The organism is Macrococcoides goetzii (assembly GCF_002742385.2).
GTDB lineage: Bacteria > Bacillota > Bacilli > Staphylococcales > Staphylococcaceae > Macrococcoides > Macrococcoides goetzii.
This window is the reverse complement of sequence record NZ_MJBI02000005.1, coordinates 21660-44605: the sequence shown is the minus strand read 5'-3', so window position 1 is coordinate 44605 and position 22946 is coordinate 21660. Positions and strand designations below refer to the sequence as shown.

29 protein-coding genes and 1 riboswitch are annotated in these 22946 nt (G+C 37.1%); of the genes, 28 read left to right on the top strand and 1 reads right to left on the bottom strand.

The window, feature by feature from the left end:
- Positions 1-20: 20 nt before the first annotated feature.
- The 22 genes from prfA (at position 21) to fabZ (ending at position 17039) form a co-directional block, all read left to right on the top strand.
- Positions 21-1097 (top strand): peptide chain release factor 1, encoded by a 1077-nt coding sequence (gene prfA, locus BFS35_RS10470; protein WP_099581460.1) that lies wholly within the window; start codon positions 21-23, stop codon positions 1095-1097.
- On the top strand, positions 1081-1926 hold the full coding sequence (gene prmC, locus BFS35_RS10465; protein WP_099581458.1) for a peptide chain release factor N(5)-glutamine methyltransferase: 846 nt from the start codon (positions 1081-1083) through the stop codon (positions 1924-1926). The genes prfA and prmC overlap by 17 nt, the downstream gene beginning before the upstream one ends.
- An 87-nt stretch (positions 1927-2013) precedes the next feature.
- Positions 2014-3018 (top strand): L-threonylcarbamoyladenylate synthase, encoded by a 1005-nt coding sequence (locus tag BFS35_RS10460; RefSeq protein ID WP_099581456.1) that lies wholly within the window; start codon positions 2014-2016, stop codon positions 3016-3018.
- Positions 3019-3026: 8 nt separating this feature from the next.
- On the top strand, positions 3027-3452 hold the full coding sequence (locus BFS35_RS10455; RefSeq protein ID WP_099581454.1) for a low molecular weight protein arginine phosphatase: 426 nt from the start codon (positions 3027-3029) through the stop codon (positions 3450-3452).
- 95 nt (positions 3453-3547) lie between these two features.
- Positions 3548-3994, top strand: a complete 447-nt coding sequence (rpiB, locus tag BFS35_RS10450; protein ID WP_099581452.1) for a ribose 5-phosphate isomerase B — start codon at positions 3548-3550, stop codon at positions 3992-3994.
- Positions 3987-4508, top strand: coding sequence for a TIGR01440 family protein (locus BFS35_RS10445; protein ID WP_099581450.1), 522 nt, complete (start codon positions 3987-3989; stop codon positions 4506-4508). Before rpiB ends, BFS35_RS10445 begins: the two co-directional genes overlap by 8 nt.
- Positions 4509-4531: 23 nt before the next feature.
- Entirely contained in the window at positions 4532-5767 is a 1236-nt protein-coding gene (gene glyA, locus BFS35_RS10440) for a serine hydroxymethyltransferase (RefSeq protein WP_147329916.1), read from the top strand.
- Positions 5768-5833: 66 nt separating this feature from the next.
- Positions 5834-6463 carry a uracil phosphoribosyltransferase gene (upp, locus tag BFS35_RS10435; RefSeq protein ID WP_099581446.1) on the top strand — a complete coding sequence of 210 codons (630 nt, stop codon included), beginning with the start codon at positions 5834-5836 and terminating at the stop codon, positions 6461-6463.
- A 17-nt stretch (positions 6464-6480) separates the two neighbouring features.
- Positions 6481-7629 carry a non-hydrolyzing UDP-N-acetylglucosamine 2-epimerase gene (wecB, locus tag BFS35_RS10430; protein WP_099581444.1) on the top strand — a complete coding sequence of 383 codons (1149 nt, stop codon included), beginning with the start codon at positions 6481-6483 and terminating at the stop codon, positions 7627-7629.
- A 180-nt stretch (positions 7630-7809) separates the two neighbouring features.
- Positions 7810-8163, top strand: coding sequence for an ATP synthase subunit I (locus BFS35_RS10425; RefSeq protein ID WP_099581442.1), 354 nt, complete (start codon positions 7810-7812; stop codon positions 8161-8163).
- 23 nt (positions 8164-8186) lie between these two features.
- Positions 8187-8918 (top strand): F0F1 ATP synthase subunit A, encoded by a 732-nt coding sequence (gene atpB, locus BFS35_RS10420; RefSeq protein WP_099581440.1) that lies wholly within the window; start codon positions 8187-8189, stop codon positions 8916-8918.
- 48 nt (positions 8919-8966) lie between these two features.
- Positions 8967-9179 carry a F0F1 ATP synthase subunit C gene (gene atpE, locus BFS35_RS10415; protein WP_099581438.1) on the top strand — a complete coding sequence of 71 codons (213 nt, stop codon included), beginning with the start codon at positions 8967-8969 and terminating at the stop codon, positions 9177-9179.
- A gap of 69 nt (positions 9180-9248) precedes the next feature.
- A complete protein-coding gene (locus BFS35_RS10410) occupies positions 9249-9791 on the top strand; it encodes a F0F1 ATP synthase subunit B (protein WP_099581436.1) in 543 nt (180 codons plus the stop codon).
- Positions 9791-10324 (top strand): ATP synthase F1 subunit delta, encoded by a 534-nt coding sequence (gene atpH, locus BFS35_RS10405; protein ID WP_099581434.1) that lies wholly within the window; start codon positions 9791-9793, stop codon positions 10322-10324. The genes BFS35_RS10410 and atpH overlap by 1 nt, the downstream gene beginning before the upstream one ends.
- 22 nt (positions 10325-10346) lie before the next feature.
- Positions 10347-11858 (top strand): F0F1 ATP synthase subunit alpha, encoded by a 1512-nt coding sequence (atpA, locus tag BFS35_RS10400; protein ID WP_099581432.1) that lies wholly within the window; start codon positions 10347-10349, stop codon positions 11856-11858.
- Between the two features lie 35 nt (positions 11859-11893).
- Positions 11894-12760 carry an ATP synthase F1 subunit gamma gene (gene atpG, locus BFS35_RS10395; RefSeq protein WP_099581430.1) on the top strand — a complete coding sequence of 289 codons (867 nt, stop codon included), beginning with the start codon at positions 11894-11896 and terminating at the stop codon, positions 12758-12760.
- 18 nt (positions 12761-12778) lie between these two features.
- On the top strand, positions 12779-14194 hold the full coding sequence (gene atpD / locus BFS35_RS10390; RefSeq protein WP_099581428.1) for a F0F1 ATP synthase subunit beta: 1416 nt from the start codon (positions 12779-12781) through the stop codon (positions 14192-14194).
- 20 nt (positions 14195-14214) lie between these two features.
- Positions 14215-14616: a F0F1 ATP synthase subunit epsilon gene (locus BFS35_RS10385; protein ID WP_099581426.1), complete on the top strand. Its 402-nt coding sequence runs from the start codon at positions 14215-14217 to the stop codon at positions 14614-14616.
- A 96-nt stretch (positions 14617-14712) separates the two neighbouring features.
- Positions 14713-14934, top strand: coding sequence for a DUF1146 domain-containing protein (locus tag BFS35_RS10380; RefSeq protein ID WP_099581425.1), 222 nt, complete (start codon positions 14713-14715; stop codon positions 14932-14934).
- Positions 14935-15061: 127 nt separating this feature from the next.
- Positions 15062-16345: a UDP-N-acetylglucosamine 1-carboxyvinyltransferase gene (gene murA / locus BFS35_RS10375; protein WP_099581423.1), complete on the top strand. Its 1284-nt coding sequence runs from the start codon at positions 15062-15064 to the stop codon at positions 16343-16345.
- Positions 16346-16377: 32 nt separating this feature from the next.
- On the top strand, positions 16378-16602 hold the full coding sequence (locus BFS35_RS14040; protein WP_240628429.1) for a DNA-directed RNA polymerase subunit beta: 225 nt from the start codon (positions 16378-16380) through the stop codon (positions 16600-16602).
- On the top strand, positions 16602-17039 hold the full coding sequence (fabZ, locus tag BFS35_RS10365) for a 3-hydroxyacyl-ACP dehydratase FabZ (protein ID WP_099581421.1): 438 nt from the start codon (positions 16602-16604) through the stop codon (positions 17037-17039). Before BFS35_RS14040 ends, fabZ begins: the two co-directional genes overlap by 1 nt.
- Before the next feature lie 52 nt (positions 17040-17091).
- Here fabZ and BFS35_RS10360 read toward each other — a convergent pair whose 3' ends face one another.
- Positions 17092-17526 (bottom strand): YwpF family protein, encoded by a 435-nt coding sequence (locus tag BFS35_RS10360; protein WP_099581419.1) that lies wholly within the window; start codon positions 17524-17526, stop codon positions 17092-17094.
- 208 nt (positions 17527-17734) lie between these two features.
- On the opposite strand from BFS35_RS10360, the gene BFS35_RS10355 reads away from it, so the two are divergent.
- The 6 genes from BFS35_RS10355 to thiM all read left to right on the top strand — a co-directional run bounded on the left by BFS35_RS10355 (position 17735) and on the right by thiM (position 22943).
- Positions 17735-18475, top strand: coding sequence for a single-stranded DNA-binding protein (locus BFS35_RS10355; RefSeq protein WP_158554303.1), 741 nt, complete (start codon positions 17735-17737; stop codon positions 18473-18475).
- A gap of 231 nt (positions 18476-18706) precedes the next feature.
- Positions 18707-19546, top strand: a complete 840-nt coding sequence (locus tag BFS35_RS10350; protein WP_099581415.1) for a transglycosylase family protein — start codon at positions 18707-18709, stop codon at positions 19544-19546.
- 320 nt (positions 19547-19866) lie between these two features.
- Positions 19867-20430 (top strand): transglycosylase family protein, encoded by a 564-nt coding sequence (locus tag BFS35_RS14140; RefSeq protein WP_099581413.1) that lies wholly within the window; start codon positions 19867-19869, stop codon positions 20428-20430.
- Positions 20431-20515: 85 nt separating this feature from the next.
- Positions 20516-20611, top strand: a riboswitch (TPP riboswitch).
- Positions 20612-20693: 82 nt separating this feature from the next.
- A complete protein-coding gene (tenA, locus tag BFS35_RS10340) occupies positions 20694-21371 on the top strand; it encodes a thiaminase II (RefSeq protein WP_099581411.1) in 678 nt (225 codons plus the stop codon).
- A complete protein-coding gene (gene thiD, locus BFS35_RS10335) occupies positions 21364-22161 on the top strand; it encodes a bifunctional hydroxymethylpyrimidine kinase/phosphomethylpyrimidine kinase (RefSeq protein ID WP_099581409.1) in 798 nt (265 codons plus the stop codon). Before tenA ends, thiD begins: the two co-directional genes overlap by 8 nt.
- Complete coding sequence (gene thiM / locus BFS35_RS10330; protein ID WP_407943227.1) at positions 22161-22943, top strand: hydroxyethylthiazole kinase; 783 nt, start codon at positions 22161-22163, stop codon at positions 22941-22943. The genes thiD and thiM overlap by 1 nt, the downstream gene beginning before the upstream one ends.
- The last annotated feature ends 3 nt before the right edge of the window (positions 22944-22946 follow it).

Genomic DNA, 22946 nt, shown 5'->3' with positions numbered 1-22946 from the left:
CTTAAAAGGAGTAAATATATATGTTTGATCAGTTAGAAATCGTAGAACAACGTTATGAACAATTAAATGAGTTGTTAAGTGATCCAGATATTGTAAGTGATACTGATAAATTAAGAGAATACTCAAAAGAACAGGCTGACCTTCAGGAAACAGTTGAAGTATTTAGGGAGTATAAAGAAGTGAAGCAGCAACTTGAAGAAGCGTTAGAAATGATGGGTGACGCAAGTGATGCGGATGAGCAGGAAATGATTAAAGAAGAAATCAATGAATTAAAACCACAAATTCCAGTATTAGAAGAAAAGATGAAATTTTTATTGATTCCTAAAGACCCTATGGATGATAAGAACGTAGTGATGGAAATTCGTGGAGCAGCTGGTGGGGATGAAGCAAATATCTTTGCCGGAGATTTATTCCGTATGTATTCAAGATTCTCAGAAGAACAAGGCTGGAAGATTGAAGTTATGGAAACAAACGAAGCGGACCATGGTGGATTTAAAGAAATCAGTTTCACTATTATCGGTAAAGGTGCATACAGTAAGTTAAAATTCGAAAATGGTGCCCACCGTGTACAACGTATCCCGACGACTGAAAGTGGTGGACGTATTCATACGTCTACAGCGACCGTAGCGGTATTACCAGAAGTAGAAGATGTTGAAATTGAAATCCGCCAGGAAGATTTACGTATTGAGACGTACCGTTCATCTGGATCTGGTGGTCAGCACGTTAACACGACTGACTCAGCAGTACGTATTACGCATATTCCGACTGGGATTGTGGCAACGTCTTCAGAGAAATCTCAAATTAAAAACCGTGAAAAAGCATTAAAGTTACTTAAAACGCGTGTATTTGATGCGAAATTACAGGAAGAACAAGCGAAGTATTCTGAACAACGTAAATCAGCAGTAGGTACTGGTGACCGTTCTGAACGTATTAGAACATATAATTATCCTCAAAACCGTGTGACAGATCACCGTATCGGTTTAACGATTCAAAAGCTGGATCAGATCGTAGAAGGTAAATTAGGTGAAGTTATCGATGCGTTAACGATTGCAGAACAAACGTCTAAATTAGAAGCGTTAAATGATGGCGTACTATAATGTCCAGCAACTGATTAAACAAGGTGAAACGATTTTAGCTCAAAATGATGAACCGATTATCAGTGCGAGATATTTAATGATGGACCTGTTTGATTTATCCCAAATGGACATATTGATGGATAACAAACAACTAACTGAAGCAGAACGAATGCATTACCTAACTGGGATCGAACAGTTAGCGCATCATATACCGCTAGCACATATTACGGGGTTTCAAATGTTCTATGATCGTAAATTTAAGGTGACACAAGATGTACTTGTGCCGCGCAATGAAACGGAAGAGCTCGTTCAACTCATCATCGAAAAATGGAGCAATCGTCAATCTTTTGTTGATATCGGTACAGGTAGTGGTGCTATCGCAATAACACTTGCGTTAGAGCTATCAGAAATTAAAGCATATGCAATAGACATTTCAAGTGATGCGCTCAATATTGCACGAAATAATGCAGCATCACTTAATGCAAATATCATCTTTTTAGAAGGCGATTTACTCGAACCGTTGATTACTGACGGTATTAGAGTAGACTGTTTAGTAAGTAACCCGCCGTATATCGCACAAAGTGAACTGGAATTAATGAATGAAAGTGCGTTGCATGATCCTCATATCGCTTTATTTGCAGAAGATAAAGGTCTGGCATTGTATAAACGTATGATCGAGCGAATGCCGGAAATATTAAATCCAGCGGCACTTGTAGCTTTTGAGATTGGACATGCACAAGGTGCAGCGATATCAGAATATGTCTTACAACTTTATCCACACATTACGCCACAAGTCGTTCAGGATATTAACGGTTTGGATCGCATTGTCTGGTTTGAATGGTGTGAATAAGTTATGCACAAATTACAGGAGTTATCCACAATTTGTGCATAACTTTTTATTTTGTTTTAAAATATGAGTTAAGAGAGGAGATGCAGCATGCAGACAAAAATTTGGGATGTGCGTAACAATGTGGATGATTTATTAACATATCCACAAGTACAGGAAATCATTACAGGGTTTAAACAAGATGAAATCATTGCAATACCTACTGAAACAGTTTATGGATTAGCCGCGAATGCATTGAGCAGTACGGCTGTGGATAAAATTTTTAAAGCAAAAGGACGACCACAGGATAATCCGCTTATCGTCCACATTTATGAAAAAGCACAAATTGAAGATTTTGCATGTATTCCGGATAATAAAGTACATCAATTGATGGATGCGTTCTGGCCAGGACCCATTTCGTTTATTTTACCGCTTCAAAAAGAGGTGCTGGCACCTGCAGTTACTGCTGGACTTAATTCTGTTGCTGTGCGTATGCCGAGTGACAAAGTTGCTCGCCAAATTTTGAAATTAACTTATTTGCCGCTTGCTGCACCTTCTGCAAATACAAGTGGAAAGCCGTCTCCAACAACTGCAGATCATGTGAAGTACGATATGGATGGGAAAATTTATGGCATCGTCGAAGGGTTTCAGGTGGAAGTAGGTATTGAAAGCACAGTTCTCGATTGTACATCTTATCCATATAAAATTGCGCGTCCTGGTGCGATTACAAAAGATGATTTAGAACGCATTATTCCAGCATGTATTACGACAGCAAATTATCAATCAGAGCAGCCGATAGCGCCCGGTATGAAATATCGTCATTATGCGCCAAATAGTCCTATGGCACTCGTGTCTGAACTGACGCAATTACAGCTTGCCTCAAATGAAGCGTTGATTGCACCACGTAAAGAATTGTCACGTTTTAATGATAATGTGACATATGCTTTAAGCGATACATTTGAAGATATCGATGGTGCAATGCATAATTTATATAGTGCATTACGAGAAATGGATCAGCACAAAGAAATTACGAAGATTTATATCGCTGACTATTCCCATATTGCAGGGAGCGATGCATTAATGAACCGCATCAATAAAGCAACTTCAGGAAAGTAGGGAGAAAGATGGAAATCGTTTTTGTTTGTACAGGAAATACGTGTCGTAGTCCACTTGCAGAAAGTATCGCAAAATCAATGTCAAATGAACATTCATTTTCATCGAGAGGTATCTTTGCGACAGATGGTATACCTGCTTCACGCCATACGCAACAAATTATTGAAACGAATCACTTACCAGCTGCTTCACTAAGTGCTGGCTTTGACCGCGCAGACAGTGAAAAAGATTTAATCTTAACGATGACAGCAAATCACCGTGATACAATTCGTTCGATGTATCCAACAAGCAATGTATATACGCTAATTGAATACGCGAATGGTGTTAGCCAGGATATCCAGGATCCATATGGTGGAGATTATGAGATATATCAACAGACTTACGAACAATTACAGGAAAATATCACGAAATTATTAGCAAAAATTGATGAAAAATAGACAATTCAAAAAATAACGTCTCATTTTTCGGAAATGTTTTATCTCACTTTTTAAATAGGCTATAATATGAAGTATGTAATAAGAGGAGGGATATTGTGAAGATTGCGATTGCAAGTGACCATGGTGGATTTGAGTACAAAGCTAAAATTACAGAATTTTTAACAGCACAAGGTATTGAATTTAAAGATTTTGGTCCAGCGTCAACTGAATCAGTAGATTATCCAGATTATGCAGGTCCTGTAGCACGTGCAGTAGCTAACGGTGAATATGACCGAGGTATTTTGATATGTGGTACTGGTATTGGAATGAGTATTGCAGCAAATAAAGTGCCTGGTATTCGTTGTGCGCTCGTTCATGACGTGTTTACAGCTCAAGTAACGCGCGAACATAATAATTCAAACATCCTGGCAATGGGACAACGCGTTATTGGTGAAGGATTGATGCTACTTATCGTCAAAACATGGTTGGATGCTGAATTTGAAGGTGGACGCCATCAGAAACGTATTGACAAAATAGCACAGCTGGAGTCTTGCAATGGATAACATTAATACACTGCTGGATGAACTCGTAGCAATTGATTTCTTTAAGCCGAATACGTTATGTGTGATTGGATGTTCAACGTCTGAAGTCATTGGCGAACGTATCGGTACAAATAGTTCTGATGAAGTAGCAAAAGTATTTTTTGAAGCATTTCAACGTATACACAAACAAACTGGTGTTGATTTTTGTTTCCAGGGTTGTGAACATATTAATCGTGCGATAACGATGGAACGTCGTGTACAGGAACGATATGGCTTTGAAATAGTCAGCGTGGTACCTGTAAAAGGGGCAGGTGGTAGTATGAGTAGTCTGGCATATCAAAGTTTCGAAGATCCTGTAGTTGTTGAGCATGTCGTATGTGATACAGGTATTGATATCGGTCAGACTTTGATTGGTCAGCATATTAAACATGTACAGATTCCTGTACGCGTAGCAACGAAAAAAGTCGGCGAAGCAGTTGTTACAATTGCAACGCATCGTCCGAAGTTAATTGGTGGACCAAGAAGTCAATATTAAGTGAATATCAAGGGGGATATATGATGAACGAAATTAAAGCGCAGGATAATGTACTATTTGAGGCAATGCATAAAGAATTAGAAAGACAAAATAACAACATTGAATTAATTGCTTCAGAAAATTTTGTTTCTAAAGCTGTAATGGAAGCTCAAGGTTCAGTATTAACAAATAAATACGCTGAAGGTTACCCACATAAACGTTATTATGGTGGGTGTGAGTTTGTCGATATCGTTGAAGATTTAGCAAGAGATAGAGCGAAAGAATTATTTGGAGCTGAACATGCAAACGTTCAACCACATTCAGGATCTCAGGCGAACATGGCGGTTTATCGTGTAGCGATTAAACCCGGAGATACAGTTCTAGGTATGGATTTAAGCCACGGCGGGCACTTAACGCATGGTTCACATGTGAATTTCAGTGGTATCGATTATCATTTTGTAGCGTATGAAGTTGATAAGGAAACTGAAACGATTAATTACGATAACGTTCGCGCTTTAGCAAAGGAACACAAACCGAAATTAATTATAGCTGGTGCTTCAGCATATTCACGTGAAATTGACTTTAAACAATTTAGGGAAATTGCTGATGAAGTAGGCGCATTATTTATGGTTGATATGGCACACATCGCTGGACTTGTGGCTACAGGTCTTCACGAAAACCCAGTACCATATGCTGATTTTGTAACGACAACGACGCATAAGACATTACGTGGACCACGTGGTGGTATGATTTTATGTAAAGCGGAATATGCAAAAGCGATCGACAAAGCAATATTCCCAGGTATTCAAGGTGGACCTTTAATGCATGTAATCGCAGCGAAAGCTGTGGCATTTGGTGAAGCGTTACAACCTGAATTTAAGACGTATCAAACACAAGTTATCAACAATGCGAAGACACTCGCTGAAACATTATCAGAAAGAGGACTACGTATCGTAAGTGGTGGTACAGATAATCATCTGTTCAGCGTTGATGTTACACCGATGGATTTAACTGGTAAAGTTGCAGAGCATGCACTAGATGCAGTTGGTATTACAACAAATAAAAATACGATTCCATTTGATAAGACAAGCCCATTCGTAACGAGCGGTATTCGAATTGGTACGCCAGCAGTAACAACACGTGGATTAAAAGAAGAAGAAATGAAATTAATCGGTAATATTATCGCTGACGTATTAGCAAATCATGAAGATGAGCAAGTATTAGCGAAAGCAAGAGAACAAGTTAAATCAATTACAGATAAGTTTCCTTTATATCAGTAAAGATTTAACGATGAATCATCGAGCTTATAAAAAGAATAAATACAATATAGTTTGGAGAAGATGATTATGGCGAAAGTTCATGTTTTTGATCACCCCTTAATTCAACATAAGTTGAGTTACATTCGAGACGAGCAAACAGGAACGAAAGAATTCCGCGAGCTTGTAGATGAAGTAGGTATGTTAATGGCATACGAAGTTACGCGTGATTTAGAGTTAGACGATGTTACAGTGAAGACACCCGTTACTGAAATGACAGCGAAACGATTGTCAGGTAAGAAGATGGCTGTTGTGCCTATTTTACGCGCAGGGTTAGGTATGACTGATGGTGTATTAAAGTTAATTCCAGCAGCCCGTGTCGGACATATCGGATTATACCGTGATCCTGAAACGCTGCAACCTGTTGAATACTTCGCAAAGTTACCACAGGATATTGAGGAACGTGACTTTATCGTCGTTGACCCAATGCTTGCGACAGGTGGTTCTGCAATTGAAGCGATCAATTCGTTAAAGAAACGCGGTGCTACTAAAATTCGTTTTATGTGTTTAATTGCGGCACCAGAAGGTGTTAAGTTATTACAAGAAGCACACCCTGATGTAGATATCTATATCGCAGCATTAGATGAGAAATTAAATGACCATGGCTATATCGTCCCTGGATTAGGTGATGCTGGCGATAGATTATTTGGTACAAAATAAGAATTTAGGAGATTATCATGAAAAAAATTATGACGATTTTTGGTACAAGACCTGAAGCGATTAAGATGGCACCTCTTGTACTGGCTTTAAAAGAAGATCCGGAATTAGAACCAATTGTAGTAGTAACTGCGCAGCATAGAGAAATGCTGGATCAAGTATTAACAATCTTTGATATTACGCCAGATTATGATTTAAACATAATGAAAGCAGGGCAAACGTTATCTGAAGTGACAAGTCGCGTAATTTTAGGCTTAGAAGAAGTGATTCAGGAAGCTAAGCCGGATATGATTTTAGTGCATGGCGATACAACGACAACATTTGCAGGTAGTCTTGCTGCTTTCTATAACGAAGTTGCAATCGGTCACGTAGAAGCGGGATTACGTACTTTCCAGAAGTATTCTCCATTCCCGGAAGAGATGAATCGTCAAATGACAGGTGTACTTGCTGATATTCACTTTGCACCGACGGAAGAAGCTGCACAAAACTTACTGAATGAGAATAAACCGGCAGATAAAATTGCTATTACCGGTAATACTGCGATTGATGCTTTAAAGACGACTGTAAAAGATGATTATGTTTCTGAAATATTAGATAAAGCTGATGGTAGGAAAGTAGTATTACTTACAGCCCATCGCAGAGAAAACATTGGACAGCCAATGCATAATATATTTAAAGCGATTCGTCGTATCGTCGATGAATTTGAAGATGTTGAAGTAGTCTATCCAATGCATAAAAATCCTAAAGTGCGTGAAATTGCTTCAGAACATTTAGCAGATCATTCACGTGTGCAACTTATTGAGCCTTTAGATGTGATTGATTTTCATAACTTTGCAGCACGTAGCCACTTTATCCTAACTGATTCTGGTGGTGTTCAGGAAGAAGCGCCATCTTTAGGTAAACCTGTATTAGTTCTTCGCGATACAACTGAGCGTCCTGAAGGTGTGAAAGCTGGAACATTAAAGCTTGCGGGTGTTGAAGAGGAAGATATTTATAATCTCACTAAAACTTTATTAACGGATGCTGATAATTACCAAATTATGTCAAAAGCAAGCAATCCATACGGTGATGGAGAAACTTCGAAACGAATTTGCGAGCATATTAAATATTATTTTAACTTGACAGAGGAAAAACCGGCACCATTTAAGGTGAACGAAGACCACAAATAAGCTATGTTTATTAATTTTGAAAATAAACAACAATTTGTGTCTAATTTGTGAACTTTCCGTGAAGATTATGTTTCCAAAGTTTTTGCAGAGCATTGACACGGAATTTTCACTATATTATTATAAAACGTGGAATGAAACGGTTTTCATTCGCATGAAAACTATTTCTAAGGAGTTCCCAATATGTCAGAATTTAAGACATTTTTTAAGTTGTTTTTACAGTATTTCATTTATTTAATTCTAATTTTTTTCATAATCTATATGCTCACGCATAGCGATTTTGTGTTAGGATTAATAATTGGAACCATTGCATCTGCAATCGGTACTTTTGTATGGTATCACAACTTGTCGAAAGCGATAAATAGTGATGCATTATACATTTCAAGTGGTATGGGGATTCGCTTCTTAATAGCGATCATGGCATGCCTCTTCTGGGTAAGATATCCCGATACGTTTAACATAGTAGGGATTGCACTCGGCCTTATGTTGACCTATGTAATGATTATCATTCATGGTGTTAACAGTTTGAAAAAATAATACATAAAGGAAGAGGTGAAGAAATGGAACATGAATCACCCCTCTATAATCTCGAAATCGGCGGTTATAATTTGCTGTTTGATTTATCATCTGTATTGATGCTTACAGTTACAGCAGTGATAGTATTTCTTATTGCATTTTTATGCACACGTAACTTAAGTATCCGCCCGAATGGTAAACAGAACTTTATCGAGTGGATTTTCGATTTTGCTAGAGGCATCATCAACAGTAACATGGCATGGAACAAAGGTGGACGTTTTCACTTTCTAGCGGTAACAATTTTAATGTTTATCTTTATTGCAAATATGTTAGGGTTACCATTTGCTTTCATTAACGGTCATACATTATGGTGGAAATCACCTACTGCGGACCCGACAGTGACATTAACACTATCAACTTTAATGGTAGTATTAACACACTTTTATGGTGTGAAAATGCGTGGTAGCGGCAATTACTTAAAAAGCTTTGCTGAACCCGTTTGGTTTATGGTACCGTTCAAGATTATTGAAGAATTTTCTTCTACATTAACGCTTGGACTACGTCTTTACGGTAATATTTTCGCAGGTGAAGTATTATTAGGATTACTCGCAGCTATGGGTGTTACAGCAGGTATGGGTGCGGCTGGTTTCTTAGGTGCAGCAATACCAACAATAATTTGGCAAGGTTTCTCAATTTTCGTAGGTGCTATTCAAGCATTTATTTTCACAATGTTATCAATGGTATATATGTCACATAAAGTGTCAGATGACCATTAATATAAAAAAATTAAAAAACTATTATATTTCTTTAGGAGGAAATTATTCATGAATTTATTAGCAGCAGCAATCGCAATCGGTTTAGCAGCATTAGGAGCAAGTTTAGGAGTAAGTAACATCGTAGCACGTACAGTTGAAGGTGTAGCACGTCAACCAGAATCTCGTGGTCCATTAATGACAATCATGTTCATCGGTGTAGGTTTAGTAGAGGCACTTCCTATTATCGCAGTAGTTATCGCATTCATGGTAATGAACCGTTAATTATAAAATATAACTCGTTAAAGGCGAAGTCAAAATTGATTTCGCCATTCATTTATCAATATAACTGCGATGAAAGGAGCGTTAACTTTGAATTTCTTAATATTAGGTGAGACAGCACACGCTGCACCTCAAGGTGTCCAGTGGGGCACAGCATTATATACTTTAGCACTGTTCATAATTTTATTATTACTTTTAAGTAAGTTTGCCTGGGAGCCACTTAAGAAAATTATGGATGAACGTCAAGAAGGTATTAATAACGATCTTGATAACGCTAGAAAACAAAACGAAGATGCAAAACATTACGCTGAAGAAAATAGAGCTTTACTAGCAAAAACTCAAAACGAAGTATCAATCATCATGGAAGATGCTAAAGCACAAGCTAAATCACAACAAGAAGCAATTATTCACGAAGCGAATACGCGTGCTAACAAAATTGTCAGTGACGCACAAGCTGAAATCGAGAATGAAAAACAACGTGCGATTGCTGATATTAATGATCGTGTCGCTGAATTATCTGTATTAATTGCACAAAAAGTAATTAACAAAGAAATCAACGCACAAGATCAAAAGCAACTTGTTCAACAATTTATTCAAGAGGCAGGCGATAAATAATGGCCAACGTCTTAAATAAATATGCAGAGAGCTTGTTAGAAGTAGCAAAGGGACAAGGTGTAGCACAAAGTGTTTATTCAGATCTTTTAGAGATTAAGCAGGCATTAGTAAATGATTCAACATTTGCTGCATTTGCTGAAGATCCTAAAATATCTAAAGAAGCACGTACTCAGTTTGTTTCAGAAACATTTAAAGGTGTGGATGCACCACTTATGAACTTACTGAAAATCTTAGCTGACCGCAAACAATTAGGACTTATTCCTGGTATTGTAGACGCATTCGTTGAATATTATAACAATGCAAATCAACAAGCTAAGATGAAAGTAGAATCTGTTTATCCACTATCTTCTGAAGAATTAGATGCGTTAGGAAAAGTATTTATCGAAAAAACAGGCTATAAAAAATTATTAATTGAAAATATTATTAATGAATCTTTAATTGGCGGTATTCGCGCTACAATCGGAACGACAGTCTATGATGGTTCAGTTATCAATGAATTAAATCAATTAAGTAAGTCGTTTCAAAAACAATAATTTCTTATAAGGAGTGACATCAATGGCCATCAAAGCTGAAGAAATCAGTGCGTTACTAAAATCACAGATTGCAAACTACGAGTCTGGTATGACAGTAACGGATGTAGGTACTGTTATCCAGGTCGGTGACGGTATTGCTTTAGTACATGGCTTAAACAACGTTATGGCTGGGGAACTAGTCGAGTTTGGTAACGGTGTATTAGGTCTTGCACAAAATTTAGAAGAAAATAACGTAGGTGTCGTAATCTTAGGCCCTTACTTAGATATTAAAGAAGGCGACGAAGTTAAACGTACAGGTCGTATCATGGAAGTTCCAGTTGGCGAAGAATTAATTGGACGTGTTGTTAACCCATTAGGGCAACCAATTGATGGACGTGGACCGCTTAACACAACTAAAACACGTCCAATCGAATCACCAGCTACTGGTGTTATGGATCGTAAATCAGTTGATGAGCCATTACAAACAGGTATCAAAGCGATTGATGCGTTAGTACCAATCGGACGTGGACAACGTGAGTTAATCATCGGTGACCGTCAAACTGGTAAAACAACAGTTGCAATCGATACAATTCTTAACCAAAAAGATGAAGATATGATTTGTGTATATGTTGCGATCGGACAAAAAGAATCAACTGTACGTACTGCAGTTGAAACATTACGTCAACACGGTGCATTAGACTACACAATCGTAGTATCAGCATCAGCATCTCAACCAGCTCCATTATTATACATCGCGCCTTATGCTGGTGTAGCAATGGCAGAAGAATTCATGTTCAATGGTAAACACGTATTAATCGTATATGATGATTTAACGAAACAAGCAGCAGCTTACCGTGAGTTATCGTTATTATTACGTCGTCCGCCAGGTCGTGAAGCTTATCCGGGGGATGTATTCTACTTACACAGCCGTCTATTAGAACGTGCAGCTAAATTAAATGATGATTTAGGTGGCGGTTCTATCACTGCATTACCATTCGTTGAAACACAAGCAGGGGATATCTCAGCTTACGTACCAACGAACGTAATCTCAATTACAGATGGACAAATCTTCTTACAATCAGATTTATTCTTCTCTGGTGTTCGCCCTGCGATCAACGCCGGATTATCAGTATCACGTGTTGGTGGTTCTGCACAAATTAAAGCGATGAAAAAAGTAGCGGGTACATTACGTCTTGACTTAGCATCTTACCGTGAATTAGAGTCATTCGCTCAATTTGGTTCTGACTTAGATCCACAAACTAAAGCGAAATTAGAACGTGGTAAACGTACGGTTGAAGTATTAAAACAAGATCAAAACAAACCTTTAACAGTTGATAAACAAGTTACAATTCTTTATGCATTAACTAAAGGTCACTTAGATGATATTCCTGTTGAAGATATTACACGTTTTGAAGATGAGTTATTATCATGGATTGGTTCAAATGCACCACATATCTACCAAGAAATCCGTGAAACTAAAGGCTTACCAGCTGATGAAACGTTTGTTGATGCATTCAATGCATTCAAGAAAGTCTTCAGAAAATCAGAAGTATAATCTTTAAAGGAAATTAATCAGAAGGTGGTGACAAAATGGCTTCTCTTAGAGACATAAAAGGCCGCATAAATTCGACTAAAAAAACAAGTCAAATTACAAAAGCGATGCACATGGTTTCAAACTCTAAACTTCGTCGTGCTGAAGAAAATGCAAAAAACTTTTATCCATATATGAATAAAATGCAGGAAGCAATTACAGCGATCGGCGGTAATAGTTCAGACTCAAACCATCCAATGTTGCAATCACGCCCTGTTAAGAAGACAGGTTACTTAGTAATTACTTGTGATAAAGGTCTTGCCGGACCTTATAATGCAAACATTTTAAAGAGCGTTACAGCTAAAATAAAAGAACGTCATAATAACAATCCTGCTGAATATGGTATTTTAGTAATTGGTCGTGTTGGTCGTGATTTCTTACGTTCACGTGAATATAACGTTGAAGGTGAAATTATCGGGCTTTCTGAGCAACCATCATTTAAATCAATTAAAGATATCAGTCAAAAAGCTGTTTCACGTTTTGAAACTGGAGAATATGACGAAATTTATATGCATTTCAGCCACTTCATCAGTGTACTAGAGCAAGAAGTTCAGGAGCGCAAAATTTTACCGATATCTAAAGATGAAGTATCAGATGAATCTTCATTATCTAACTATGAGTTTGAACCTGATCAAGATGCCATTTTAGAAGTTATTCTTCCACAATATGCGGAAAGTTTAATCTATGGTGCCATTTTAGATGGTAAAGCAAGTGAACATGCATCACGTATGACGGCAATGAAAAATGCAACAGACAATGCAAAAGAATTAATCGATGATTTATCATTACAATATAACCGTGCGAGACAAGCAGCAATCACTCAACAAATTACTGAAATTGTTGGTGGAGCAGCCGCATTAGAATAACACTTAGGAGGAATAAACATGGCAGTAGGTCACGTAATCCAAGTTATGGGTCCTGTTATCGACGTTAAGTTCGAAAACGGTCAATTACCAGCATTAAACAATGCCTTAACTTTAGATATTAAACGTGAAGAAGGCAAAACTACGAAGTTAGCGTTAGAAGTTGCCCTTCATTTAGGTGACGATGCTGTACGTACAATCGCTATGAGTTCTACTGATGGCGTGCAACGTGGAGCAGAAGTAGTCGATACTGGATCACCAATCTCAGTACCAGTTGGAGACGTAACTTTAGGTCGCGTATTTAACGTATTAGGAGAAAAAATCGATTTAGGTGAAGAATTAGATGCAAGCGTTCGTCGTGATCCAATTCACCGTTTAGCACCTAAATTTGAAGAATTATCTACAAAAGTTGAAATCTTAGAAACAGGTATCAAAGTAGTAGATTTATTAGCACCTTACATCAAAGGTGGTAAAATCGGTCTATTCGGTGGTGCCGGTGTAGGTAAAACTGTATTAATTCAGGAATTAATCAACAATATCGCACAAGAGCACGGTGGTATCTCAGTATTCGCAGGTGTTGGTGAAAGAACACGTGAAGGTAATGACTTATTCCACGAAATGAGTGACTCAGGCGTTATTAAGAAAACAGCGATGGTATTTGGACAAATGAACGAGCCGCCTGGTGCACGTATGCGTGTAGCATTATCTGGTTTAACAATGGCTGAATACTTCCGTGATGAACAAGGTCAGGACGTACTTTTATTCATCGACAACATCTTCCGTTTCACACAAGCCGGTTCAGAGGTTTCGGCACTTTTAGGTCGTATGCCTTCTGCTGTTGGTTACCAACCAACACTTGCTACTGAAATGGGTCAATTACAAGAGCGTATCACGTCAACGAACGTTGGTTCAGTAACATCTATCCAAGCGGTATTCGTACCTGCCGATGACTATACTGACCCGGCGCCAGCAACAGCGTTCGCTCACTTAGATGCAACAACAAACTTAGAGCGTAAATTAACGGAGATGGGTATCTACCCAGCCGTTGACCCATTAGCGTCTACATCACGTGCATTAACACCAGCAGTAGTTGGAGAAGAGCATTATGAAGTAGCACGTCGCGTTCAGGCAACATTACAAAAATATCGTGAGTTACAAGATATTATCGCTATCTTAGGTATGGATGAATTATCTGATGACGATAAAAAGACTGTAAACCGTGCACGTCGTATTCAGTTCTTCTTATCTCAAAACTTCCACGTAGCTGAACAATTTACAGGTCAAAAAGGCTCTTACGTACCAGTTCAACAAACGGTACAAGACTTTAAAGCGATCTTAGATGGTAAATACGACCACATTCCTGAAGATGCATTCCGTTTAGTTGGTGGCATCGAGGCTGTGTTAGAACAAGCTAAAGGTATGGGTGTTGAAGTTTAATTTCTTAGGAGGATGGAACTATGAATAAAATCGCATTAGATATCGTCACTCCTAACGGTTCAGTTTACTCAGAGCATGAAGCAGAGTTAGTAGTATTACAGACTGAATCAGGTGAAATGGGTGTGATGGCTGGTCATATTCCTACAGTCGCACCTCTAAAAATTGGGGCCGTACGTGTTACACGTTCGGGTAATGATAAAGATCATATTGCTGTAACGGAAGGATTTGCTGAAATCCGTCCGGAGAAAGTTACGATTCTTGTTCAATCAGCTGAGCAAGCTGATGAAATTGACATTGAAAGAGCTAAAGCGTCATTACTTCGTGCTGAAGAGCGTATTAAAAGTGAAAATGTTGATTTCCACCGTGCAGAACGTGCATTACATCGTGCATTGAACCGATTAGAAGTTGCAAAATATCGCTAAGAGGCTGTGAAAGAAGCTTTTGTCTTGAGCATGCCCAATTAATTAAGAAATTTAAAGTACACAGTTCTCTGTGTACTTTTTTTGTAGAGGAGAAATATGAATATTTACGCATTAACATATATCTTTTTATATTTAGCTGTCACAGCCGTGAGTTTTAACAGTTTACAGGCACTGCGTTTTGATCATTTATTTAAAGCAGGTAAAACAAGAGAAATTCAAATATTGTTAATATGTTTCAGTATGGCTATAAGCTATTTAGTCACAAACTTTATCGTTGATCTGATTAAGCAAACAAATCTTATTATGGTATTATTTTAGTGCTATAATTAACATACGTTATATTTAAAGAATATTAATAAATTTATCTCATATACGGTTTTCATTATCCATACAAGGAGTATTTGGTATAAAATAGATGTATAGCTATGTTAATTTGGAGGTTAAAATGGATACAATTATAGTTAAAGGTGGCGCTAAATTAAAGGGTCATGTTAAAGTTGAAGGTGCTAAAAATGCAGTGTTACCGATTATAACAGCGTCAATTCTTGCTGCTGAGGGTAAAAGTGTATTTACAAATGTACCGAATTTATTAGATGTTGATACGATTTCTGCCGTTTTAGAAGGCTTAAATGCAAAAGTATATAAAAGATTAGATGTTAATACTGTTGAAGTTGACGCAAGTGGCGAACTATTAACGCATGCTGCATATGAATACGTTAGTAAAATGCGTGCAAGTGTACTTGTGTTAGGACCACTATTAGCGCGTTTTGGAAAAGCTGAAGTAGCGATGCCTGGTGGTTGTGCGATAGGTTCTCGTCCAATTGAACAGCATTTAAAAGGTTTACGTGCTTTAGGTGCAGAGATTACACAGACAAACGGCTATTTAATGGGTCGTGTAAATGGTAGATTAAAAGGTGCACAAATCTATTTTGATTTTCCAAGCGTTGGCGCTACGCAAAATATTATGATGGCAGCATCACTCGCTGAAGGGAAGACAATTATTGATAACGTTGCAAGAGAACCAGAAATCGTTGATTTAGCAAACTATTTAAATAAAATGGGTGCTGATGTGCAGGGTGCTGGTACTGATCGTATCGTAATCAATGGTGTCGAAGCGCTTAAAGGTGCTGAACATGAAATTGTACCGGATAGAATTGTTGCCGGAACATTTTTAGTGGCTGCAGCTTTAACGCAAGGTGATGTGTATGTTGAAGGAGCAATTTATGAGCATATGCAGGCGCTTATTGCGAAATTAGAAGAAACAGGTTGTATCATTGAAATTGATGAAGCTGGTATTCGCCTGCGCGCTGAACAACCTTTAAAAGAAGTTCATGTGAAGACTTTACCTCATCCTGGCTTTCCTACAGATATGCAGGCTCAGATGATGGCACTTATGCTTGTGTTATCAAAAGAAAGTACGATGCATGAAACAGTGTTTGAAAATCGCTTTATGCATGTTGCAGAGTTTGCTAAGATGAATGCAAAGATTGCAGTAGATAAACGTATTGCGCGTGTTTCAGAAAGTAAGTTACAAGGTGCTGAAGTAAAAGCAACAGATTTACGTTCAGCGGCAGCTTTAATATTGGCAGGCCTTGTAGCTGAAGGTTACACTAAAGTCACTGAACTTTATCATCTAGATAGAGGTTACGTAGATTTCCATCTTAAATTAAGAAGTTTAGGTGCAGAAATTGAACGTACAGGCGATAAAAAAGTTACTGTAAAATCATAATGATGTACAATCAAACCTGAGGGGTGATTGATTTGAAACGACCGAACTTAAATCAAAAAGTAAGTGTTATTAATGGCACAGAAGTAATACATAGACGTATACCCATTCTGTTAACAGTAAGTATCGTAATCTTATTGATGATAATTTTATTTGTTATCGGAATGATGATTGGATATGGTATCTTACATTCACCGATGGATGTGTTTAAACCTTCGACATGGACACACTTATTAAAACTAACTGGGAGTGAAAGTTGATGGAAACATTACTAACTTTTGACGAAATTAAAAAGATTATTCCGCATCGCTATCCATTTTTACTAATTGATAGAATTATTGAATTAGAAGATGGAAAAAAATGTACTGGTATTAAACAGGTAAGTGGAAACGAACCATTCTTTCAAGGGCATTTCCCGGAATATGCAGTAATGCCTGGCGTATTAATTGTAGAAGCACTTGCGCAAGTTGGTGCTGTTGCAATGCTAAAGTTAGAAGAGAATCAAGGAAAGCTTGCAATGTTTACTGGTATTGATAAATGCAGATTTAAAAGACAGGTAACCCCTGGTGATACATTACAGTTAGAAGTTGAAATGACAAGAGTAAAAGGTCCATTAGGTAAAGGTGTAGCAAAAGCTACAGTAAATGGAGAGATTGCTTGTAGCTGTGAAATCAGTTTTGCAATTTTAGAGAAATAATAAAAGAAGATAATTCGGAAAGCACAAGTTTCTGGATTATCTTCTTTTTATTTTATTCTTCTATTTCATCTTTTAATTTTGGTTTTGATTTCATCATACGGTTGAATGCGATAAGTAGCTCCTGACCACTTAGGCCGTCTGTTACAAGCTGCTCAAGTAACTTCTCTGCATAAACTTGTCGTAACGTATAAATGTGGCATTCGATGATTACAGAGATTTTATCTTTTAAAGGAATAATCTGTTTTACAGTTGATTCAAATAAGGCAGGATCATTTGATGCACGTGTAATAACAACACGTGTATCGAGTATCGTCTCATTATCTAAATAGTGCTGCATTTTTTCAAGATGAATATCATCGATAACGATTTCAAGCAGCCAACCTGTACCGCTGTTTTCTTTATTAATAATAACACCGTCATGTAGCGCATATTCTGTTACTGATTCGTTTTCGACGATTTGAAATCTTACTGCTTTAAACGTTTTCATGTATATCCCTCCATTGTCTATTATAAATTATCACATATAATTTTCAAATTATAAAATTTTTCTTTTTATGTCGAAAATCCTTTCGTTTTTGTTAGAAATTGATGAATTATTCAATTTTTGAACGTACTTCATATCTAAAATTGAATTGCTGCATTTTTGCAACAATTTATTTTCGTAATATAGTGCTATTAAGAAAGGAGGTGACACATTGATAAATAAAGTAATATTAGCAGGTAGAATTTCCAGCGATATAGATCTGAAAGATTTTTCAGGTAAACTACAAATTGCTTCATTCTTTCTGGCAGTTGATCGCGGAAAAAAGAAAGGTGCAAAAGAAAGTACAGTTGATTTTCTAAGATGTAAAGCATTTAATCGTACAGCTACAAACATACATTCATTTTGTAAGAAAGGTTCTCTCATTTGTGTGACAGGACAAATTCATAATAATCGCTATGAAAGAGATGGTCAGACAAGATATTCAACTGAAATCGTAATAGAAAGTATTAAGTTTCTTCCTTCATTCGGCGGTAATAATAAAGAAAAGACGCCTGATGAAACCTGGGATGAACTGTCATATGATGAAAAATTAATCGTTATTAATGGATATCGTGCAGCTAAAAAAGAAACATCAGATTACAAAAAGGAAACTGTTTCTAATATAACCACAGCTCAACAAGAGCATGAAGCTGTAACGACATACAATCAGCGATGGTCTACAGAACTGAATAAAGACGAAAAGCTGTCTGCAGAGATTCAGGAACAGGCAGAAGAAATTGTGCAGAAGTTCAGTGGCGAGTCATCTCTTAATCACAATGAAACAACACAAGATGAAAATGATGAAGTTGCATCGTCAGTAAATCATGATGATAGTGTGATTGACGACGAAGATAATGATAGTTCTTCTGAAATGACAGAGGGAGAAATAACAGATCAACAAATACCATTTTAAGTTAGATTGCTTCATTACTCACACACCTCATATCCTATATACACCTCCCAAATTAAACCGTCTATCACTCGTGCCGGAGCGATAGACGGTTTTTGTATCGAATTGAGATATGGCTGTAATATATTTGTAATTTAAGGAAGTTACTTATAATAATGCTGTAACCAAAGGAATGTCAAATCGTGATAAAGTAGTGTTATTGATAAAAGAGACTATTCGGAGGAATTATATATAATGAAAAAATTAGCAGCAATTACTACAATGGCAATACTTACTACAGGCGTAGCTACAACACAAGCAGACGCGAAAGAACATAAAGTCGCTCAAGGTGAATCTTTATGGACAATTGCAGATAAATATGACACTACAATCGAAAAAATTAAAAAGATTAATAAATTAGAATCAGACATAATCGTGCCTAACCAAAAATTAGAAGTATTAGTTAAAGGTAAATACGAAGTTAAAGCTGGAGATACTTTAGGTAAAATCGCACGTAAATTCGACGTGAGAATTACTGAATTAAAAAAATGGAATAAAATTGAATCTTCTAAAGAATTAAAAGAAGGTCAATTATTAATCGTTGAGAAAAAATCACATCGTAAACATGTGAATGCAGCTCCAGTAAAAGCGGCACCAGTTACTAAAAAAGTAGCAGCACCAGTTTCAGCACCGGTTGCAACACAAAATACTGCAGCAACTACACAACCGCAAGATCAACCAGTACAACAAACTCAAAAAGCAGTTCGTGTACAACAAGCACCAGTTCAAAAAGCACCAGTACAACAAGCGCCGGTACAACAAACTAAACGCGCTGCAGTTCAACAAACATCAGCACCAGCTGGTAATTCATCAGTTGACGCACATTTACGTTTAATCATGCAACGTGAATCAGGTGGAAATCCAAGAGCCGTTAACCCAGCAGGTTACTACGGATTATTCCAATTCTCTCCACAAACATGGGCTGCTGTAGGCGGAACTGGTAACCCAGCACAAGCTTCAGAAGCAGAACAATGGAAACGTGCACGTATGTTATATACACAACACGGCGCGCAACATTGGTCAACAGCATACTAATAATAAATTTTAGCAGAACTTCACGTTCTGCTTTTTTTATGATAAATTTTAGTGAATTGTTTCAAAAGTATGACAATCTTCATAATTAATAATATAGCGAGGCGTCTTATATTTCCCTTAAATATTTAACACTATATGGTAATTGTTTTATTTCTTATTTTTTATTGTAACGCAAGCGTAATAAAAGGACGTATCTTTTATTTGACTGTAACCTATGAAATATTTATTTCTGATATAGTTAATTACAAGAACAAGACATATACATTCAAAAGAATTCATTTATAAAATAAAAAACAAACATTTCCCGGAGGAAAATAAACATGAAAAAAATCTTAAGTGTTACAGCAGCAATTGCAATCACTACGACAATGGCAGTTTCAACAGCAGATGCAGCTTCATACAAAGTTAAAGCTGGCGATTCATTATGGAGTGTTGCAAATAAATATGGTACGTCAATTGCAGCAATTAAATCAGCAAATGGCTTAAGATCTAACTTAATCCATCCGAACCAAGTGTTAAAGATTAATAATAAGAAGAATAGTGTCGTTTACAAAAAGACATCATACAAAAAATCTACGTATAAAGCACCTGTAAGTAAAACAGCTTATACAAGTTCTAAAACTGTAAAAACTACAAATACAACGTACATTAATAAAGGTTTAAACTGGGCTGCATTAGCACAATGTGAATCTGGTGGTAATCCATCTATTAATACTGGGAATGGGTTCTATGGTATGTATCAGTTTGATTTACAAACATGGCGTGGCGTTGGTGGATATGGATATCCACACCAGGCATCAGCTGCAGAACAAACGAAACGTGCTCAAATTTTATATAACATGCGTGGCGCGCAACCTTGGCCAGTATGTGGACTTCGCTTATAATTTTAGGACTAACGACAAAGTCGTTGGTCTTTTTTCAATTCTTGCTTTCATAAATTGATTACGTTACACTAATATTAAATACATATATTACTACTAGGGGTGCCTTTTGGCTGAGATGACTTCGTCAAACCCTTTACCTGATCTAGATAATGCTAGCGTAGGAAAGTAGTTAAATTCCTTTATTGATTTTATATTTTTAATAATGGTATTTAGCCCATTTCCTATTTGGAGATGGGCTTTCTTTATAAACTTTTAGGAGGTAAATGATGTTTACACAAAAATTAAAAGAAGAAGTAGAGCCAATTATTGAGTCAATTTACAATGACCCATTTATTCAGGGAATGGTGCGTGGTGATTTAAGTAAAGAGGCTGTTATTCATTATTTAAAAGCAGACCATCTTTACTTAAACGAGTTTGCGAAAATTTATAGCTTATTAATTCCGAAATTAGATGATAAAGAAGGTATAAAATTTTTATTAGAACAAATTGATTTTGTAATGAACGGAGAAGTAACTGCACATTATACTTTAGCAGACTATGCACAGGTTGATTATAAAACAATCATTAAAGACGGAGAATGGTATCCAACAAGTGATCATTATATTAAACACATGTATTTTAATGCATATCGTTATAGTGATGCAGCATTTACAATTTGTGCGATGGCACCGTGTCCGTATGTGTATCAGCAAGTTGCTTTAAAGATGAAAGAACGTCATAATTTCAACGGCAATCCATTTAAAGACTGGGTAGATTTCTATGCTAAAGAGATGAAACCGTTAATGGAACATCTGGATGGCTGGGTAGATGAATTTGCAGAACAAGCAAGTGAAACGGAACGCGCGATATTAACAAAGAACTTTAAAGAGAGCTGTATACATGAGAAACGTTTCTTTAATATGGCTTATACACAAGAAACTTGGGAAAGTGTGGTTGAATAATATGAAGACAGCTTTATCGATCGCAGGAACAGATCCAACGGGTGGCGCCGGAACAACAGTTGATTTAAAAGTATTTCAATCAAGAGGCGTCTATGGTATGAGTGTTGTCACAAGCATTGTCGCACAAAATACGTTAGGCGTTCAGCAAGTATTTAATCAGGATGTAGATGTTATTGCAGCACAACTAGAGAGTGTGTATAGTGATATCGTACCGGATGCTGTGAAGACAGGAATGCTTGCAACGAGTGAAGTCATGGATGTCGTGCGTCCTTATATTGTAAAACATGATATTCCTTATGTAATCGATCCTGTCATGGTTGCTAAAAGTGGTGATGCATTGCTTGACGAAAATGGACGCAGTGCGGTGCGTACAAAACTTTTAGATGTAGCAACAGTCGTGACACCGAATATTCCGGAGCTTGAGGAAATCGTACAGATGAAAGTTGAAACACTCGATGATATTAAACGTGCCGGTAAAATATTTATCAATGAAATTGGTTCTGACAGTGTGCTGATAAAAGGTGGGCATCTTAAAGGAGATGCTACAGATTATTTATTTACTCGAGATGATTTTGTTGTTTTGCAAGGTGAACGTTATGATACAAAACACACACATGGCACAGGATGTACATATTCAGCAGTGATTACATCTGAACTTGCTAAAGGAAAATCTATTGTAGAAGCTGTACAACTTGCTAAACGTTATATGGATGCAGCAATCAGATTCACACCAGAACTAGGACATGGTCAAGGTCCGGTTAATCACTTTAAGTTTCAGGAGATGGAATAATGATATTAGAACAGCTAAGAAAAGATAATCCACTCATTATTTGTATTACAAATGATGTAGTTAAAAATTTTACAGCGAACGGCCTACTGGCATTAGGTGCCAGCCCAGCGATGGCGACAGAAAAGTTAGAGATGGACGAATTTCTGACACATGCTGGTGCATTGCTCATCAATATTGGTTCAATTGAAGAAGGTGATATTGAAAATATGCTGGCAGCAGCAAAATATGCCAATCAACATGATGTACCTATCGTATTGGACCCTGTTGCATGTGGCGCATCAAAATTTCGTAAAGACTTCTGTTTAAAATTGTTAGAAACATATGATATTACAGTAATTCGTGGGAATGCTTCTGAATTACAAGCTTTGACAGGAGAGGCGAGTATGAAAGGAACAGATGCAGATACGAGTCTGTCAACAGAAGATGTGGCACGCGCTGCTTATAAGAAATTTAATTGTGCGATTGTCGTAACAGGTGAAATCGATGCAATTTGTGTGAATGGAAAAATTAACTTAATTGAGAATGGTACTGCACTTTTAACAAAAGTCACTGGTGGTGGATGTTTATTAGGGGCAGTTGTTGCAAGTTTCATATATAATGAAACTAAACCAACGTTAGAATCATTAACAGAAGCATTGACGACATATACTGTTGCCTCAGAGTTTGCTGAACGTGCGTCTAACGGCACTTTGCCGGGACATTTTGCTGTAAATTTAATCGATCAGTTATATTTAATACAGGAAAGTGATGTGGCAGAGAATAGACTTGTGAAAGAAGTGTAGCGA